The following is a 17,684-nucleotide window of genomic DNA, read 5'->3' as shown; positions in this document are numbered from 1 at the left end:
GCGGAATGGGCGGGTCGGCCCGGAGGCGCCCGCGGGCAGGTGTCCAGGCAGCAGTTGCCTGTGCGATTAAAAACGCAACAAGCCTGCCGGATGCTCTTTACATCGAATTAAGCGAATGGGTCCGGACACCTTAAAACTGCACCGTGTCCGCCCGCTGCCAAGGCCCCGCAGGATGCGAAGCCGCAGCGGGTGGCGTGCAGCGTTTTTGCGTGCGGTGTCTGGCCGTCTGTCGGTAACCGTCGGTTGAGGATCAGTAGATGCTGCCTATCAACGGAAGGACCCTGGCCCTGGTCATCCAGGCCATCGAGTTCAGGATCGATCACCTCGAACAAGAGCTGGCCGCGCGTCCGCTCGATGCCGGCACGGATCTGGAAGATCTGCTGCTCAGTTACACCAACGCCGCCCGCACGCTGGAGCAGATGTACCGCGAGACCCGTTCGCAAGTGGCGAATCTGCCGGCGTACATGGAACTGGTCGCGCGCACGCGCTGAGCGTGCGCTGGCTTTCAGGCCGGCGCCGACCAGCTTGGCGCTGGTTTCTCGTGCTGCACGTGCCGATGATCGAAACTTCCGCCTTCCAGTCGCTCAAACTCGACCTCGTCGCCGTGCTTGGTCTGTCGAAGGACGCCTTGCACCCGCCCGTCGGGCGGCGGCGGCTGTTGGCCGTTTCCGGGCTGTGGCGGCGGCCGCTGCGTTCACCGTGGCCCTCTGGCTGACGGTGCTTGGCGGTGGCGCTGGCCGGCGAGCTGCCCGATCGGCGCGACGAGCCTGGGCTGCTGGCGCTGGCCGGCCAGCCTGCACGACCTGCTCAATACCCTGCTGTGGCCGACGCTGCTGACGCTGTGGGCACGCTGCGGCCGCCCGCAGCGCTGAGCAGGGTGCGTGTTTTATATTCATAAATAGGAATAAAACGCGCATTTATTATTATTTAATTGAATTAATCAGGCCGCTTACAGTGCTGCGCAGCGCGGGCGCGTCGCCCGCCCCACGGAGTGCGATCGATGAGCATGCTGCGCAAGAGCGGCTCGCTGCTGCTGCCCTGGCTGTTGCCGCTGGCGTTGCTGGCGATCTGGCAGCTGGCCGCCGGGCTGGGCTGGCTGTCGAGCCGGATTCTGCCGGCGCCGCTGGCGGTAGCGCAGGCCGGGTATGCGCTGGCGGCGTCCGGTGAGCTGCTGGCACATCTGCAGATCAGTTTCCACCGCGCCTTGCTCGGCTTTGTCATCGGCGGTGGCCTTGGCCTGCTGCTCGGCCTGCTCACCGGCAGCCTGCACGGCGCCGAGCGGCTGCTCGATTCGACGCTGCAGATGCTGCGCAACGTGCCGCATCTGGCGCTGATTCCGCTGGTGATCCTGTGGTTCGGCATCGATGAGAGCGCGAAGGTGTTCCTGGTCGCGCTCGGCGTGCTGTTCCCGATTTATCTCAACACCTTCCACGGTATCCGCAGCGTCGATCCGGCGCTGATCGAGATGGGGCGCAGCTACGGCCTGCGCGGGTTGGGGCTGTTCCGCCACGTGATCCTGCCCGGCGCGCTGCCGTCGATCCTGATCGGCGTGCGCTTCGCGCTCGGCTTCATGTGGCTGACGCTGATCGTCGCCGAGACCATCTCCGCCTCCAGCGGCATCGGCTACCTGGCGATGAATGCCCGCGAGTTCCTGCAGACCGACGTCGTGGTGCTGGCGATCCTGCTCTACGCCGTGCTCGGCAAGGCGGCGGATCTGGCCGCCAAGGGCCTGGAGCGCTGGTGGCTGCGCTGGAACCCGCTGTACCGCGGCGCCTGAACACCCGATCGAGGAGATGCCTGATGTCCGCTGTCCTGTCCTTTCCTAAGGCGCTGGCGCCTGCTGCGCGCGCGCCGGGTGGCGTGCCCCTGGAGCTGCGCGGCGTGGTGCGCCGCTTCGGTGAGCGCCGCGTGCTCGCCAGCCTCGATCTCGACATCGCACCCGGCGAATTCGTCGCCCTGGTCGGCCGCAGCGGTTGCGGCAAGTCGACGCTGCTGCGGCTGCTGGCCGGCCTCGACCGCCCCGACGGCGGCCGGCTGCAGGTCGGCGGCGCTGCGCTCGACGGCCCGCACGCCGACATCCGCATCCTGTTTCAGGAAGCGCGGCTGCTGCCGTGGAAGCGCGTCATCGACAACGTCGGTCTCGGCCTGGCGGGGCGCGGCTGGCGCCAGCGTGCCGCGCACTGGCTGGATCAGGTCGGGCTGGGCGATCGCGCCGGGGAGTGGCCGGCGGTGCTCTCCGGCGGCCAGCGCCAGCGGGTGGCGCTGGCGCGTGCGCTGATCCACGAGCCGCAACTGCTGCTGCTCGACGAGCCCTTCGGCGCGCTCGATGCGCTGACCCGCATCGAGATGCAGCGTCTGGTCGAGCGGCTGTGGCGCGCGCGCGGCTTTACCACGGTGCTGGTGACGCACGACGTTGGCGAGGCGGTCGCGCTCGCCGATCGCGTGATCCTGCTCGAAGACGGTGGCGTCGGCCTCGATCGGGCGATCGCGCTGCCGCGTCCGCGCGGCCGCGGTCAGGCGGCGTTCGCCCGCGCTGAAGGCGAGGTGCTGGCGCGGGTGATGGGGGAATGAGGCCGGGTGCCGCCCGGCCGGCAGCCGCGCTTGACGCCGCCGGCGCGCCGCGGCGTACTCCTCGATGCTGGACTGCGTCTATACGCTAGATTGCCGACAGGTTTCGGCAGATGGCGCGGGGGAGACGGCTGGATGGACGGGATCGAGCGGTTTATCGGCAACCTGCTGCTGCGCGGCGATGCGCTGGCGATGTGCGGGCATGTGCTCACGGCCTGGGCGGTCGGTGCGGCGATCGGGCTTGAGCGCAGTTTTCACGGCCGCCCGGCGGGTTTTCGCACGCACGCGCTGGTGTGCCTGGCCTCGGCGCTGCTGATGCTGGTGACGGTGTATCAGGGCCACTGGATCAGCGGCCCGCAGGCCGATGCCTTCCGCACCGACCCGACGCGCATGGCGCAGGGCATCATGACCGGCATCGGTTTTCTCGGCGCCGGCGTGATCTTCAAGGAGGGGCTGACGGTGCGCGGGCTGACCACCGCGGCCTCGATCTGGATCACCGCCGCGCTCGGCATCCTCTTCGGCATCGGCATGTTTCTGCCGGGGCTGCTGGTGTCGCTGCTGACGCTGGGCACGCTGTCGCTGTTCCGGCGCATCGAATCGGTGCTGCCGGTGCATCGCTACGCGCATCTGCACGTGCACTTCCTGCCCGACCGGGTGCTCGATGAAGACACGCTGCGCGCGCGGCTGCACATGTTCGGCTTCCACATCGCCCATACCAGCTACTGCCTGACCGATGGCGGTCGGCGTTTCGAGTATCACCTGGTACTGCGCACCATGCAGGCCGAGAACCTGCGCCATCTGAGCGATGCGCTGCGCCGCGAAGCCGGCGTGCTGGAATTCCGGCTGGCACCGAGCAGCGATTGAGCGGCGCCTCATCCCCGGCAACACTCAGGACTGGTACGGCAAAAAAAGACCGGCACGCGCCCCCCGCGTGCCGGTGAACCGCTGTCGCCAGCGGCAAGTCGCTTCAGCGGGCGTGCGTGTAGATGCGATCGAAGCTGCCACCGTCGGCGAAGTGCTCCTGCTGCGCTTTCTGCCAGCCGCCGAACTCGCCATCGATGGTCACCAGGTTGAGCCTGGGGAACCGCTCGGCGTACTTGGCGGCGATCGCCGGATTGCTCGGGCGGTAGAAGTGGCGCGCGGCGATCTCCTGGCCGACATCGCTGTAGAGGTAGCGCAGATACGCCTCGGCGACGACGCGCGTGCCGTGCTTGTCGACCACCTTGTCGACCACTGCCACCGGCGGCTCGGCGAGGATGCTCAGCGAAGGCACGACGATGTCGAATTTGTCCGGGCCGAGTTCCTGCCGCGCGAGGAAGGCCTCGTTCTCCCAGGCCAGCAGCACATCGCCGATGCCGCGCTCGACGAAGGTCGTCGTCGCGCCGCGGGCACCGGAATCGAGCACCGGCACGTGCTTGAACAGCTCGCCGAGATAGGCCTGTGCACTGCTGTCGGAGCCGCCCGGCTGGTGTTTGGCCCAGGCCCAGGCGGCGAGGTAATTCCAGCGCGCGCCGCCTGAGGTCTTCGGGTTCGGCGTGATCACCTCGACGCCGTCGCGGATCAGATCGCCCCAGTCGTGGATGCCCTTCGGATTGCCCTTGCGCACCAGAAACACGATGGTCGAGGTGTAGGGCGCGGCATGGTGCGGCAGGCGCTGCTGCCAGTCGCTGGCGATCAGCCCGCTCTTGGCGATGGCATCGATGTCGTAGGCCAGCGCCAGCGTCACCACGTCGGCTTCGAGGCCGTCGATCACCGAGCGGCCCTGTTTGCCGGAGCCGCCGTGCGACTGTTTGATGCTCAGCGTATCGCCGCTCTGGCGCTGCCATTCGCGGGCGAAGGCCTGATTGAAGTCCGCATACAGCTCGCGGGTCGGATCGTAGGAGACGTTGAGCAGCGAGACTTCGGCGGCCGCCACGCCGGCCGGCACAGCGGCACAGGCGAGTGACAGGCCGAGGACGAGGGCGCGCAGGGGAAAGGCGGGTTTCATTGAACAGACTCCGTGCAAGGTGTGAATCGGGAGGCCGTGGGCCGTTGCCGCCGCACTGTACGGAGGGTGCTTTATTAGTAAAAAGAATTTAAAAAATATCTTTTATTATTTTCTGTTATTTAAATTTCGCTCTACGCTGCCGGCATCACGTATCGACCGGGCTGCAGGCCCGCCAGGAGAAGCACATGTCGACGCCGGATCTGATCGAACCCTTCAACCGTGACTTTCTGCACCATCCGCTCGGTCACGACGGCGAAGTGCCGTTCGTGCTGCGCCATGGTGAGCTGATCGCCTGCTTCCACGGCCTGCGCCTGCACACCCGGCTGCGCTCGCTGCTGGCGCGCGACGGCGGTCTGCTCGGCCATGTCGCCGACACCGAAGTCTTCAGCGCCGGCGGCCAGCCGCTGTCGGCGTGGACGCCGTACGCCAGCGTGCTCGACAACAGCGCGATCACTCACCTCGATCGCCTGATCCGCACGCTGCACGTGCTCAACGCGCTGAGCGCGCTCGACGGCCGGCCGCTGTGGCTCGGCATCCATCCGCTGCACGTGCGGGCGGTGCCGGATGCCCACGGCACGGTGTTCGGCAGCATCCTGCGCCGCTGCGGCCTGCGTCCGTCGCAGGTGGTGCTGGAGTTCACCGACACCGAGCGCCTCGGCCGCGCCCATCTGAGCAAGGCCATCGCCGGCTTCCGCGAACACGGCTACGGCATCGCCTTTGGCGTGCGCGGTGATGATGACGCCCAGCTCGATGCGCTGCTGGCGCTGCGCCCCGATGCCGTGCGCATCGCGCAGGGCGCGCTGCTGGCGGCGACGCTGTCGAGCCTCGACCGCGCCGAGCTGGCGCAGCGCATCGCGCGCATCCACGACGCCGGCGCGCTGGCGCTGCTGCGTGGTGTCGGTGATGCGGCGCAGCGCGCGCTGGCGCTCGAACTCGGCGCTGACGGCTGGCAGGCGGCCGAGGCGGCGACCACCCCTTCACAGGAGCGTTCAGCATGAGCCGCTCGTCACTGGAATACCTGATCGTTCCCGGCCTCGGTGACTCCGGGCCGCAGCACTGGCAGAGCCTGTGGGCGGCGCGGCCGCAGCACCGCCGCGTCCACCAGCGTGACTGGTGGCAGCCCTCACGCAGCGAATGGGTCGGCGAGCTGGAGGCCGAGCTGCAGCGCCGCCCCGGGCGCACGCTGCTGATCGCCCACAGCCTCGGCTGCATCACCGTCGCCGCCTGGGCGCAGCAGCACGACACGCGCCGGATCGCCGGGGCGCTGCTGGTGGCACCGGCCGACTCCGAGCGCGTCGCGCTGCTCGGCGGCGTGCCGCTGGTGCCGCTGCCGTTCCCCAGCGTGGTGGTCGCCAGCCGCAACGATCCCTACTGCCGCTTCGAGCGCGCCGAGCTGTTCGCCGCCGCCTGGGGCAGCGAGTTCGTCGATCACGGCGCCAGCGGTCACATCAACGTCGACGCCGGCTTCGGCCCGTGGCCGCGCGGCGAGCAGCTGCTCGAAGCGCTGGTGCAGCGCGTCGAGCCGGCGCCGGCCGCGCCGTCGCGGTACCGGCTGGGTGCGCTGCCGGCTCTAGCCGCCGTGCGCGCCTGACACCGTGTGCGCCAGCCGCCGGCCGAGCGCGGCGGCGGCCAGGCGCAGTTCCGGCACCGCAGTCAGCTCCCAGGCATTGCCGCGCGCCAGCGGGCCGACGGCGTACAGGCCGTTTTGCGGCTGGCCGTCGGTGCCGAGCAGCTGGCCGAAGTCGTTGACGGCGAGGCCGAGGTGGAGCGCGTCGGCATGCACCAGCCCGTCGGCGAGCAGCGCGCGTACCAGCGGCTGAGCGATGCGGGTGAAGTCGCACTGCGGGCCGGTGCAGTTGATCAGGCAGTCGGCATCCAGCCGGCCGGCCTCGCCGCTGCCGCGCATGTTGAAGTGCGCGCGCAGGCGGCCGTCGTCGAGGCGCTCGACCGCGTGCAGCCGTCCGGCACGCAGCACCAGCTGGCCGGCGGCCAGTGCCGCCTCGAAGCGCTCGGCGACTTCCGGCGCCAGACGGTGGCGGTGGGTCTCCCAGTACGGGCGCAGATGGCGCAGGAAGCGCCGGCGCTCGGTCTCCGGCAGTTCGCGCCACAGCCGCTGTGTGTGCGGGCGCAGGCCGTCGATCACCGCGCGCCAGCCGCCGACATCGGCCGCCGCCTGGCTGGCCTCGCGCACCTGGCGCAACAGCGGACGCAGGCGATGGACGTGCTCCTGCTCGCCGAGCGTCGGCCATGCCTGCGCCACCGCGGCGTGGCGCTGCGGGTAGAGGCCACGGCGCGACAGCGCGGTGATCGGCCCGCTGTGGCCCTGGTCGAGCAGGCTGAGCAGCACGTCGACCATCGTCAGTCCGGTGCCGACGATCAGCACCGACGCGCTGTGTGGCACTTGCGCCAGCGACACCGTATCCCAGGGGTTGGCGATGTAGTGCGGCGGTACCAGCCCGGCCGGCATGCGGGTGCAGGGCAGTGCCGGCGGGAAATTGCCGAGGCACAGCACTACCTGATCGGCGACCAGCGGCCGCTGCCCGGCCAGCATCAGCCGCCAGCGGCCGTGCTCGCGCGCCACGCCGGTGGCCTGTGTGGCGATCTGCTCACAGCGCACGCCGGGGGCGGCGCCGGCGATCGATTCCTGCAGCAGTTCTTCCAGGTAGCGGCCATAGGTGCAGCGCGGCACGAAGGCGAAATCGTCGGCGCTGGTGCCGCTGTAGTCCTGCGCCTCCCGGCGGCGCAGCCAGTCGCGAAAGTGGGCCGGCTGCTCCGGCAGCGCGCTCATATTGGCCGCCCGCACATTGAGCAGATGCGAGTCGTTGGCGGTGGCGTAGGCCAGCCCGCGGCCGAAGCGGCCACTGCGTTCGATCAGCACGATGCGCAAAGGGTTGCGCGATTCGCGCAGCAAATGCACGGCGAGCAGCGTGCCGGAAAAACCGGCGCCGACGATGGCGATAACAGGGACAGACATGAACGAAGACACTCCGATGTCGAAACACGGCACAGGGCCGCAGGGGGCAATCCACGCTGGACTGTACCGTGCCGGTCAGGCTCTTTATATATCTGTATTTGAATATATGGCTTATTTTTTATTCTTTTTTGAGATTTTGCCGGCTTGCTAGAGTCCCGCCATCCGACGGCCATGCAGGCCGTGAGCGGTCCACTCAAGGGAGAGCCGACCATGATCATCGTCACGCTGGATGGCAGTCATTCGCCGGATTCGCGTGCCGCGCAACTGCTGGCCTATCTCGGCGAGTGTCTGGCCTACAACGCGCAGGACGTGCGGGCGCTGGCGGCACGTGAGCTGCCGGCCGGGGAGCTGGCGCGTGGCGCGGCGAGCGGGGCGACACGGCGCCAGCTTGACGGGGCGCTGAGCGGCGCCGGTGCCGTGGTGGTGCTGACGCCGGTCTGCCAGGGGGCTTACTCCGGGTTGCTGAAGAGCTGTTTCGACCTGCTGGCGGACGATGCCCTGAGCGGCAAGGTGGTGTTGCCGATCGCAGTCGGCCGCGACAACACCCATCAGCTGTCGATCCAGCACGCGCTCAAACCAGTGCTCGACGCTGTCGGCGCGCGTCTGGTGCTCGGCTGCCTGTACATCACCGAAAACCACCTGCGCGTGCATGACGACGGCCTGCTGGTGCTCGACCACGCCACTGAAAATCGCCTCGAAGCCGGTCTCGGCCGCCTGCTCGACGCCCTCGACGGCCAGCGCAGCGAAGCGGCAACGGTGCGGATGGTGCCGCGCCACGCGCGGCGGGTGCGCTGTCGCGGCTAGCGCAGCACCGGCCCCCGGATTCCCTTCCTTTCATCACGGTCATTTCGCGGGCGCCGCCGGCAGCCCGACGGCCGCGGCTTGTCCGCGCCCAGCCATTCAATAATGAGGACGCTCCCATGCTTTTGAACCTGTTTCGCCGATGGCGGCGTGTGCCGCTGTTCGCCGCGCTGGCGTTCGGCGTATTCGCCAGTACGGCTGCCCAAGCCGAGACTGTGCGCATCGGCTACCAGAAATACGGCACGCTGGTGATTCTCAAGGCCCGCGGGGCGCTGGAGCAGCGCCTGGCGCCGTTCGGCATCGAGGTCAGGTGGACCGAATTCGCCGCCGGCCCGCAGATGCTCGAAGCGCTCAACGTCGGCAGCCTCGATTTCGGTACCGTCGGTGAGGCGCCGCCGGTGTTCGCGCAGGCCGCCGGCGCCGATCTGCTCTACGTCGCCCACGAGCCGCCGGCACCGGCCAGCGAGGCGATTCTGGTGGCGAAGGATTCACCGCTGCACTCGGTCAAGGAGCTGCGCGGCAAGCGCGTCGCCCTCAACAAAGGCTCCAACGTCCACTACCTGCTGCTGCGCGCGCTGGAGGAGGCGGGGCTGACGCTGCGCGACATCGAGCCGGTCTACCTGCCGCCGGCCGATGCCCGCGCCGCCTTCGAGCGCGGTGCGGTCGACGCCTGGGTGATCTGGGACCCGTTCTTCGCCGCCGCGCAGGGGCAGATCCAGGCCCGCGTGCTGCGCGACGGCCAGGGCCTGGTCAGCAATCACCAGTTCTACCTGGCGGCGCGGCCCTACGCCGAGCGCCAGCCGCAGGTGGTGCGCGCGATCGTCGAGGAGCTGGCGAAGATCGACGCCTGGGGCGCCGCCAATCCGCACGCGGTGGCCGCATTTCTCGCCCCGGCGATCGGCCTCGACGTCGCCACCACCGAGATCGCCGCGCGCCGCTACAGCTACGGCGTCGACTACCTGACGCCGGCGGTCGCCGCCGAGCAGCAGAAGATCGCCGACGCCTTCGTCGCACTGAAGCTGATCCCGAAACCGATCCGCATCGCCGATGTGCTGTGGCAGGCCCCAGCCGCCGCCGCGCGCTGACGCCGTTGCAGATCCCCGTATTTCAGATCGACCAAGGAGTCGTCCCGATGAATATCTTCTGGTTTCTGCCCACTCACGGCGACAGCCGTTACCTCGGCACCACCAAGGGCGCGCGCGCCGTCAGTCACGGCTATCTGTCGCAGATCGCGCGGGCGGCCGATGAGCTCGGCTATCACGGCGTGCTGATCCCGACCGGCCGTTCCTGTGAGGATTCCTGGCTGGTGGCGGCGAACATGGCGGCGCTGACCACGCGGTTGAAGTTTCTGGTGGCGCTGCGGCCCGGCATCGTCTCGCCGACGGTGGCAGCGCGCATGGCCGCCACGCTCGACCGGCTCTCGGCCGGCCGGCTGCTGCTCAACGTCGTCACCGGTGGCGATGCCGCCGAGCTGGCCGGCGACGGCCTGCACCTCGATCACGATGAACGCTACGTGCTCACCGATGAGTTCCTCGACATCTGGACGCGGCTGTTCAGTGAGGCCTCGGTGAGCTTCCACGGCAAGCATCTGCAGGTCGATGACGCGCGCATCATCTACCCGCCGGTACAGCGGCCGTACCCGCCGCTGTACTTCGGTGGCTCCTCGGAGGCGGCCCACGATCTGGCCGCGCGCCGGCTCGATACCTATCTGTCCTGGGGCGAGCCGCCGGCGCAGGTCGCCGAGAAGATCGCCGACGTCAAGCGTCGTGCCGCTGCCTATGGCCGCACGCTGCGCTACGGCGTGCGCCTGCATGTCATCGTCCGCGAGACCAATGCCGAAGCTTGGAAGGCCGCCGAGGAGCTGATCCAGTACGTCGACGATGCCACCGTCGAGGCGGCGCAGCGGGCGTTTTCCAGGTTCGACTCGGTCGGTCAGCAGCGCATGGCGGCGCTGCACCAGGGCCGGCGCGATCGTCTCGAAGTCAGCCCGAATCTGTGGGCCGGCGTCGGCCTGGTGCGCGGCGGTGCCGGCACCGCGCTGGTCGGCGACCCGGAAACCGTCGCCGCCCGCCTGCGCGAATACGCCGCGCTCGGCGCCGACACCTTCGTGCTGTCCGGCTATCCGCACCTCGAAGAAGCCTACCGCGTCGCCGAGCTGCTGTTCCCGCTGCTGCCGATCGAGCGGACGCAGCCCGATGCCGGGCCGGCGCCGATCAGTCCCTTCGGCGAAGTCGTCGCCAATCTGTGGGCACCCAAGGTCAGCGCCAGCTGAAGCCCGACGCTCTCATCCTGCCCGGCTCCGGCCGGGCTTTTTTTTGCCCGGTGCTGCTGGATTTCCCGCAGCCGCCGCGGCATTTAGCGTGTCATTCGTAGCGCATTAATAAATGTTTTATCTGCATTCAACGCATTAGGCGCTGGCACTGGAATTGCCATTCCCTCGGACCGCCCGCTACCCGGTAGCGGGCGGTCATTCGTCATCAACGATAGAGAGGGAATACTCATGCGTATCGAAGTGACCACCAAGCAGACCGTCGTCGTCCCCGGCCGTGCCGGCATGTGCTGCGGTTCGTGCTGCGCGCCGGTCGGCGTCAACTGAGCACGCCGTAAGCCGTGATTGAAGCCGCCGCAAAGCCGCTCGCAATGATCGGCTTTGCGGCATTTCCCGGTTTTGCCGTCGCCCGCAGTCATGCGTGCCAGTGGCGGCATGCGTGGTGTCATTCAGGGACGAAGCATGCGCATAGGCTTTAATTTCACGCTCGGCTCGACCATGGGGCTGGTGCAGCGGCTGATCCGCGAGCGGCGCATCGATTACTGCGAACTGCTGATCGACAATTTTCTGCAGGTGCCGCCGGCGCAATTGGCGGCGGCTTTCGACTGTCCGCTCGGTTTTCACATCATGTTTTCGAAATTTCTCGAAAGCGATGTGGATTATCTGGAAGCGATGGCCGAGCGCCTGCATCGCCATATCGAGGCCCTGCAGCCGCTGTATGTGTCCGATCACATCGCCCGTTTCAATCACGGTGGCCGCCAGCTCTACCACCTGGCTGAGATCGATTACGACAGCGAATACCGGCACGTGCGCGATCGCGTCGAATACTGGCAGGCGCGCCTCGGGCAGCGCCTGCATCTGGAGAATTACCCTTCGCTGCTGGGCGGCGGGCGGGCGGCGCCCGAGTTTTTCGCGCGGCTGATCCGCGATACCGGGGCCGGTCTGCTGTTCGACGTTTCCAATGCCATTTGCGCGCAGCGTAATGGCGTGATCGCCGCCGAGGCCTGGCTGCCATTGATCGAGGCGGCCACGCATTTCCATATCGCCGGTTATCGTGAATCGATTCTGGCGCCGAAACTGACGCTGGATACCCACGACGCGCCGCTCGCCGACGATACGCTCGAATTCCTCGCGCGTTACCGCACGCATTTCGACAAACCGGGCGCGACGCTGACCTACGAGCGCGACGATCGTTTCGACGAGGCCGAAATCGACCGCGACCTCGCGGCATTGCGGGCGATTTTCCCGCGGCTCGATGACCGGGAGCACGCCGATGCCGCCTGAATCCGTTTTGCCCGAACCGCAATGGAAAGATGCCGAGTTACTCGATGCGCTGCTGATTCCGGCATTGCAGGGAAATTTCCCGCGCGATTCGGCGGCCTTCGTGCGCATCGATACCAGCCTGCGGGTGTACTGGCACACGCTGTTCGACATCTGCCCGCAATTACTCGAATTGAGCGGACCCGACGGGCTGGCGATCTTTCGCCCGTTCATGGCCTGGGCGGCGCAGCAGCAGCTGTCGATGAACTGGGCCGTCTACCTGTGGCTGTGCCGCTGGCTGCAGCAGTCGGAGTTCGCCGCGCGCGTCGATGAAGAACTGGTGTTCACGCTGATGGCGGCCTCGGTGGCGCGCTGGGCGACCGGGGATCGCAGCGCCGACTGCGGCATCGTGCTGTCGGCGGCCGGGCACGGCGATCTGCTGGTCGGCTGGAAGTGCCACACGCCCGACGGCGGCCGCGCCATCGAGCGCGTCGGGCTGGCGACACCGCTGCCCGAGCCGGACGAGCAGTTCGGCTACTTCACCCTGCCGGATTTCGCGCTCGACCGTTTCGACGGCTGGCAGGCCGTGCCGCGATGAGTGTGCGGGAGCTGATGCGGGGATTTCTCCCCGTGCTGCTCAGCTTTGCCAGCGTGCACCTGATTCTGCAGACCGATCTGCTTGTCGTCGCCCGCCTGGGCACGCTGGAGACCGCGGCCTGGAGCGTGCCGCAGCGCCTGGCGGTGCTGGATACGGTGCTGCTGATGGCGCTCAGCGCGGTCAGTTCGGTGGTGGTGGCGCGGGCGCGGCCGGCGCAGCGGGCGCGCGTCGTGCGCGGCGTGCTGACGGTGGCGCTGGGCGTCGGCGTGGCGACGGCGCTGCTCGGCCTGACGCTGTATCCGTGGCTGGCGCGCGAGCTGGTGGCCGAGGCGGCGGTCGGCGAGCTGGCCGCGGCGGCGCTGCTGTGGTTTGCGCTGGCGGCGCCGTTCCGCCATCTGGCGGCGGTGGCGCTGATGGCGCTGCACGCGCTCGGCGAGGGGCCGCGCATCGTGCGCTGGAAGCTCACCGAGGTCGCGCTCAACGCCGGGCTCGATCTGCTCTGCGTCTATGCGCTGCACGCCGGCTTCGTCGGCGTGTTCCAGAGCAGCGGCGTGGTGGCGGCGCTCGGCTGCCTGTGGGCGCTGCAGCGGCTGTGGCGGCGGCTCGGACCGGCGCGCGCGCCGCGCCGCGCCTGGCTGTGCGGCTTTCTCGGCCAGTGCCGCTGGGAGCTCAAGCGCATGGCCTCGGCGCAGCTGTCGGCGCTGGCGGTGATGCTGCTGTTCGCCAATGTCGGCGATCCGGCGCAGCAGCTACCGCGCTTTGCGGCGTATGCGGCCGGTACGGCGCTCGGTCTGCTGCTGTTCATGCCCTGCCTGGCGCTGCTGCGTTTTCTCGCCTTCCGCCTGGGCGCGCTGCCGGGCGGGCAGGCGCTGGCCGCGGTGCAGGGCCTGCACCGGACGCTGCTGCCGTGGACGCTGGCGGCGGCGGCGGCGCTCTACCTCGGCGGCGACTGGCTTGGCCGCACGCTCTACGGCCTCGACGGCGTCTGGTGGTCGGCGCTGGTGAGCCTGCTGGCGCTGGCGCTGCCGCTGCGCTACCTCGGCGCGCTGCAGCGCGCGCTGCTGCAGGCGCAGCGCCAGTTCGCCGCGGTGACGCGGGTCGATACCGCGCTGAGCTGGGGGCTGGGGCTGCCGCTGGTCGCCGCCGGCCTGTACCTGGAGCAGCCGTGGCTGACCTTCGCCTACCTGTTGCTGCCGGAGCTCGGCGTCGTGCTCTGGCTGCAGTGCCACATCCGCCGGAGTCGGCAGGCCGTGCCGCTGCCGGCCTGCTGAAGCGGACTTCGAGACGCCATCCAACGATACAAAGGAGCGATTGCATGCGTGCAACTCAGGGCGCCCCGGCGCCGATGCCGGTTTTCCGGCTCAGCCTGCTCGGTCTGGCGCTGGCCCTGGCCTGGCAGACGCCGGGCCGTGCCGGCGACATGAGCGATGACGAGTTGCCACAGCTGACGGAGGTGGTGGTGTCGGCGACGCGCACCGACACGCCGCTCGATCAGGTTCCGGCCGCGGTCAGCGTAGTCGGGCGCGAGCGCTTCGAGGCGCTGCCGAATGCCTCGGTCGGCCAGGTGATGCGCCAGCTGCCGGGGGTGGAGTTCGGCGGCAGCCCGCGGCCGTCCGGCCAGATTCCGAGCATTCGCGGTTTCTACGGCAAGGACATGACGCTGCTGCTCGACGGCGCGCGCCTCAACGAGGCCAGCGTCGCCTCGCCGCTGTACCTCGATTCCTACCTGGTGCAGCGTGCCGAGGTGGTGCGCGGGCCGACCTCGTCGCTGTACGGCAGTGGCGGCCTCGGTGGCGTGATGTCGTTTCGTACCGTTTCCGCGCTCGACCTGCTGGCGCCGGGGCAGGACTTCGGCGGCGATGCCCGCGTCGGCTACGCCAGCGCCGATCTGTCGCAGCACTACAACGCCCGGCTCTACGGTCGCCAGGACGGCGTCGACGGTCTGCTGGCCCTGGGGCGGGCCGAGTGGGGGCACATCCGGCAGGGCGGCGGCGATTACCTGGAGCCCAATGACGGCACTGCCGACAACGGCCTGCTGAAGTTCGGCTGGCAGGCCAGCGATCAACTGCGTTTCGACGCCTCGCACCAGTTCTATCGCGAGGACAGCCGCCGGCCGAACAATCCGCAGTCGGATCTGGCGCTGGGCACGCCGTCCTCGGTGCCGGTGCAGCGCAATCACATCAAGCAGGACACCAGCGTGCTCAAGGGCAGCTACAGCGATGTCGACGGCGCGCCGCTGTTCGACGCCAGCGTCTACCAGACGCGGCTGCGGCGTTCGGCCGATGCCACCTCGGCGCTGCCGGCGACCGAAAGCCAGCTCGACACCGACGGCCTGAGCCTGCAGCACACGCTGCGCTGGGGTGATGCGGCGAGCGTGCAGCAGCGCCTGAGCTACGGCCTCGACTACTACAAGGACCACCAGTGGGCGAAGAGCGCCGGCGCGGCCAATCCGGTGCTGCCGGACGGCACACAGAAAGTCGCCGGCATCTACGTGCAGGACGAGATCACCTTCGCCGAGGACTGGCGGCTGATCCCCAGCCTGCGCGCCGACCGCTTCGATACCGATGCCGACGGCGCCGACAGCTCGCTCGACAGCCACGTTTCACCGAAGCTCGCCATCGCCTGGCAGTTCAAGCCGCAGCTCGGCTTTTACCTGAGCTACGGCGAGGCTTTCCGCGCGCCGTCGCTGAGCGAGATGTACCAGAACCTGTCGCGCAACAACGCGCTGTACAACTTCCGCCCGAACCCCGACCTCGAACCGCAGACCGACCGCACGCTGGAGTTCGGCGCCAATTACCATCAGGAGGCGCTGCTGAGCAGCGATGACCGCCTGCGCCTGCGCGCGGCGCTGTTCCATTCCAAGGTGTCCGACCTGATTTCGAGCACGGTGGTCGGCTCGTATGCCCGCAGCTATCCGTTCAGCGGCCGCGGCCTGATCTTCCAGTACCAGAACGTCGCCGACGCCACCCGCAATGGCGCCGAGCTGGAGGCTCACTACCAGCGCGGGCCGCTGGCGCTGGCACTCGGCTACAGCCGCGTGCGCATCGAGGACGCCGACAGCGGCGAGAACCTGTTCTCACCGCCGGACAAGCTGAGCTGGCAGCTCGATTACCGCTTCGCCGATCCGCAGCTGACGCTGCACTGGAACGCGCTGTTCGTCGCCGCGCAGGACTACGACGACACCGAGCTGCGCCGCCGCGCCGGCTACGCCGTGCACGATCTGATGCTGAGCTGGCAGGCGCACAGGCAGCTGCGCGTCGATTTCGGCATCAGCAATCTGTTCGACAAGCGCTACAGCGTCTACCAGTCGAGCAGCGCCACCGCCGACATCCTCGAAGCCGGGCGCAGCGTCAACGTGGCATTGAGCGTCGACTTTTGAGCGGCGCCCCGGCACGCCGGCGCCTGCTCGCGGTCATCGGCAGCGCGCTGCTGGTGCTGCTGGCGCTGGCTTCGCTGGGCATCGGCCGCTACAGCGTGCCGTTCGCCACGGTCGTCGACATCCTGCGCGCGCCGCTGTGGCCGGTCGAGGTGCACTGGAGCGCCGCCGAACAGCTGGTGGTCTGGCAGCTGCGGCTGCCGCGCGTGCTCGCCGCGCTGCTCGCCGGCGCGGCGCTGGCGCTGGCCGGCGCGACGCTGCAGGGGGTGTTCCGCAATCCGCTGGTCGATGCCGGCATCGTCGGCATTTCCGGCGGCGCGGCCGGTGGTGGCGTGCTGGCGCTGTTCTTCGCCTGGCCGGGTCTGGCGGTGGCCGGGCTGGCCTTCGCCGGCGGCCTGGCGGCGCTGGCGCTGGTGTTCGCCATCAGCCGGCGCAGCGATCCGCGCGAGCTGATGACGCTGGTGCTCGCCGGGCTGGTGATCGGCCAGTTCTGCTCGGCACTGGTCAGTCTGCTGGTCTACTGCGCCGACCCGGAGCGGCAGCTGCCGGGCATCGTCTACTGGCTGATGGGCAGCTTCGCGCGCATCGATCCGCAGCGCCTGGCGCTGCTCGCCGGCCCGGTGCTGCTCGGCGGCGTGCTGCTCTACCGGCTGCGCTGGCGCATCAACCTGCTGTCGCTCGACGCCGCCGATGCCGCCAGCCTCGGCGTGCCCGTAGTGGCGACGCGCTGGCTGCTGCTGACGCTGGTGGCGCTGCTGGTCGGCGCGCAGGTGGCGGTGTCCGGCGGCATCGGCTGGGTCGGGCTGATCGTGCCGCATCTGGCGCGGCGGCTGGTCGGCCCGGATCACCGCGTGCTGCTGCCGGCCTCGGCGCTGCTCGGTGCGCTGCTGATGCTGGCGATCGACGATCTCGCCCGCAGCCTCGGTGCGCAGGAGCTGCCGGTCGGCCTGCTCGCCGCGCTGCTCGGCACGCCGCTGTTCGCCTATCTGCTGTGGCGGCGGCGCAGCGGGGGGGGCTTATGGAGCTAGCGATCCGCCTCGACGGCCTCGGTCACCGCTACGGTGCCGAGGACTGGCTGTTCCGCGAGCTGAGTGGCGTGGTGCGTCGCGGCGAAGTGCTCGCCATCCTCGGCCCGAACGGCCGTGGCAAGACCACGCTGCTCAACATCCTGCTCGGCCAGCTGCGGCCGACGCAGGGCACGGTCGCGGTCGATGGCAGCATCGGCTACGTGCCGCAGGCGCTGAATACGCCGTTCCCCTACAGCGTGCTGGACATGGTGCTGATGGGCCGCGCCCGCCACGTCGGCCTGCTGCGCTCACCGACGCGCCACGACCACGCGATCGCCCACGCCGCGCTCGACGAACTGGGCATCGCCGCCCTGGCGGCACGCGCGTTCACCACGCTCTCCGGCGGCCAGCGCCAGCTGGTGCTGTTCGCCCGCGCCCTCGCGGCCGAGAGCGAACTGCTGATCCTCGACGAACCGAGCGCCGCGCTCGATCTGCGCAACCAGAAAATCATCCTCGACCACATCGCTAAGCTCGCCGCCCGTCGTGGCCTGAGCGTCGTCTTCACCACCCACCAGCCGCAGCACGCGAGCAGCGTCGCCGACAGTGCCCTGCTGCTGATGCCCGACGCCAGCGCCCTGTGGGGCCCGAGCCGCGAAGTCCTCAGCGAAGCCGCGCTGACCCGCCTGTATGGCATCGAATTACGGAGGGTGCGGGTGGGGGGAGAGGACGGGGGCGAGCTGGGGTTCGTGCCGGTGTTCGGGCGGCGGTGAGATTCGATCATCGGCTGGAATTAATCGTTTCGATGTCAGCGAATAATGTTTGGTGAACAATTTTCCTGCCAAGA

General features: G+C 69.0%; 19 protein-coding genes. 17 read left to right on the top strand and 2 right to left on the bottom strand.

Features of this window, described 5'->3' with window-relative positions; all coding sequences use genetic code 11:
• Positions 1-257: 257 nt before the first annotated feature.
• From C7443_RS00775 to C7443_RS00760, 5 genes are all read left to right on the top strand, one after another.
• Positions 258-491, top strand: coding sequence for a Tsi2 family anti-toxin (locus C7443_RS00775; RefSeq protein WP_110016668.1), 234 nt, complete (start codon positions 258-260; stop codon positions 489-491).
• 65 nt (positions 492-556) lie between these two features.
• Entirely contained in the window at positions 557-715 is a 159-nt protein-coding gene (locus C7443_RS20300) for a hypothetical protein (RefSeq protein ID WP_246004486.1), read from the top strand.
• A gap of 285 nt (positions 716-1,000) precedes the next feature.
• Positions 1,001-1,777: an aliphatic sulfonate ABC transporter permease SsuC gene (gene ssuC, locus C7443_RS00770; protein WP_110016667.1), complete on the top strand. Its 777-nt coding sequence runs from the start codon at positions 1,001-1,003 to the stop codon at positions 1,775-1,777.
• Between the two features lie 23 nt (positions 1,778-1,800).
• On the top strand, positions 1,801-2,571 hold the full coding sequence (locus C7443_RS00765) for an ATP-binding cassette domain-containing protein (RefSeq protein ID WP_110016666.1): 771 nt from the start codon (positions 1,801-1,803) through the stop codon (positions 2,569-2,571).
• A 132-nt stretch (positions 2,572-2,703) separates the two neighbouring features.
• On the top strand, positions 2,704-3,432 hold the full coding sequence (locus C7443_RS00760; protein ID WP_425467057.1) for an MgtC/SapB family protein: 729 nt from the start codon (positions 2,704-2,706) through the stop codon (positions 3,430-3,432).
• Between the two features lie 103 nt (positions 3,433-3,535).
• On the opposite strand, the gene C7443_RS00755 is transcribed toward C7443_RS00760, so the two are convergent.
• Complete coding sequence (locus C7443_RS00755; RefSeq protein WP_110016665.1) at positions 3,536-4,555, bottom strand: sulfate ABC transporter substrate-binding protein; 1,020 nt, start codon at positions 4,553-4,555, stop codon at positions 3,536-3,538.
• Between the two features lie 185 nt (positions 4,556-4,740).
• Between C7443_RS00755 and C7443_RS00750 the strand changes: the two genes are divergently transcribed.
• Together C7443_RS00750 and C7443_RS00745 are read left to right on the top strand one after the other, a co-directional pair.
• A complete protein-coding gene (locus C7443_RS00750; protein WP_110016664.1) occupies positions 4,741-5,553 on the top strand; it encodes an EAL domain-containing protein in 813 nt (270 codons plus the stop codon).
• Positions 5,550-6,146, top strand: a complete 597-nt coding sequence (locus tag C7443_RS00745; RefSeq protein WP_110016663.1) for an RBBP9/YdeN family alpha/beta hydrolase — start codon at positions 5,550-5,552, stop codon at positions 6,144-6,146. Before C7443_RS00750 ends, C7443_RS00745 begins: the two co-directional genes overlap by 4 nt.
• Here C7443_RS00745 and C7443_RS00740 read toward each other — a convergent pair.
• Positions 6,126-7,529, bottom strand: coding sequence for an FAD/NAD(P)-binding protein (locus C7443_RS00740; RefSeq protein WP_110016662.1), 1,404 nt, complete (start codon positions 7,527-7,529; stop codon positions 6,126-6,128). The two genes, C7443_RS00745 and C7443_RS00740, sit on opposite strands and share 21 nt — an antisense overlap.
• Before the next feature lie 210 nt (positions 7,530-7,739).
• On the opposite strand from C7443_RS00740, the gene C7443_RS00735 reads away from it, so the two are divergent.
• The 10 genes from C7443_RS00735 (at position 7,740) to C7443_RS00690 (ending at position 17,610) form a co-directional block, all read left to right on the top strand.
• Positions 7,740-8,333: an NAD(P)H-dependent oxidoreductase gene (locus tag C7443_RS00735; RefSeq protein ID WP_170123431.1), complete on the top strand. Its 594-nt coding sequence runs from the start codon at positions 7,740-7,742 to the stop codon at positions 8,331-8,333.
• 116 nt (positions 8,334-8,449) lie between these two features.
• The gene (locus tag C7443_RS00730) at positions 8,450-9,415 is read left to right on the top strand and encodes a sulfonate ABC transporter substrate-binding protein (RefSeq protein WP_110016660.1); all 966 of its coding nucleotides are present in this window, start codon (positions 8,450-8,452) and stop codon (positions 9,413-9,415) included.
• A 47-nt stretch (positions 9,416-9,462) separates the two neighbouring features.
• Positions 9,463-10,602, top strand: a complete 1,140-nt coding sequence (ssuD, locus tag C7443_RS00725) for an FMNH2-dependent alkanesulfonate monooxygenase (protein ID WP_110016659.1) — start codon at positions 9,463-9,465, stop codon at positions 10,600-10,602.
• 228 nt (positions 10,603-10,830) lie between these two features.
• Complete coding sequence (mbnA, locus tag C7443_RS00720; RefSeq protein WP_110016658.1) at positions 10,831-10,926, top strand: methanobactin; 96 nt, start codon at positions 10,831-10,833, stop codon at positions 10,924-10,926.
• A gap of 135 nt (positions 10,927-11,061) precedes the next feature.
• Entirely contained in the window at positions 11,062-11,883 is an 822-nt protein-coding gene (gene mbnB, locus C7443_RS00715) for a methanobactin biosynthesis protein MbnB (RefSeq protein ID WP_110016657.1), read from the top strand.
• Positions 11,873-12,457, top strand: coding sequence for a methanobactin biosynthesis protein MbnC (gene mbnC, locus C7443_RS00710; RefSeq protein WP_110016656.1), 585 nt, complete (start codon positions 11,873-11,875; stop codon positions 12,455-12,457). Before mbnB ends, mbnC begins: the two co-directional genes overlap by 11 nt.
• Positions 12,454-13,728, top strand: a complete 1,275-nt coding sequence (gene mbnM / locus C7443_RS00705) for an MATE family efflux transporter (protein ID WP_110016655.1) — start codon at positions 12,454-12,456, stop codon at positions 13,726-13,728. Before mbnC ends, mbnM begins: the two co-directional genes overlap by 4 nt.
• Positions 13,729-13,772: 44 nt before the next feature.
• Positions 13,773-15,836 carry a TonB-dependent hemoglobin/transferrin/lactoferrin family receptor gene (locus C7443_RS00700; RefSeq protein ID WP_110016654.1) on the top strand — a complete coding sequence of 688 codons (2,064 nt, stop codon included), beginning with the start codon at positions 13,773-13,775 and terminating at the stop codon, positions 15,834-15,836.
• The gene (locus C7443_RS00695; protein WP_246004485.1) at positions 15,833-16,861 is read left to right on the top strand and encodes a FecCD family ABC transporter permease; all 1,029 of its coding nucleotides are present in this window, start codon (positions 15,833-15,835) and stop codon (positions 16,859-16,861) included. Before C7443_RS00700 ends, C7443_RS00695 begins: the two co-directional genes overlap by 4 nt.
• A complete protein-coding gene (locus tag C7443_RS00690; RefSeq protein ID WP_110016653.1) occupies positions 16,852-17,610 on the top strand; it encodes an ABC transporter ATP-binding protein in 759 nt (252 codons plus the stop codon). Before C7443_RS00695 ends, C7443_RS00690 begins: the two co-directional genes overlap by 10 nt.
• The last annotated feature ends 74 nt before the right edge of the window (positions 17,611-17,684 follow it).

The organism is Plasticicumulans acidivorans (assembly GCF_003182095.1).
Lineage (GTDB): Bacteria > Pseudomonadota > Gammaproteobacteria > Competibacterales > Competibacteraceae > Plasticicumulans > Plasticicumulans acidivorans.
This window is presented reverse-complemented; position numbering and strand designations above follow the sequence as displayed.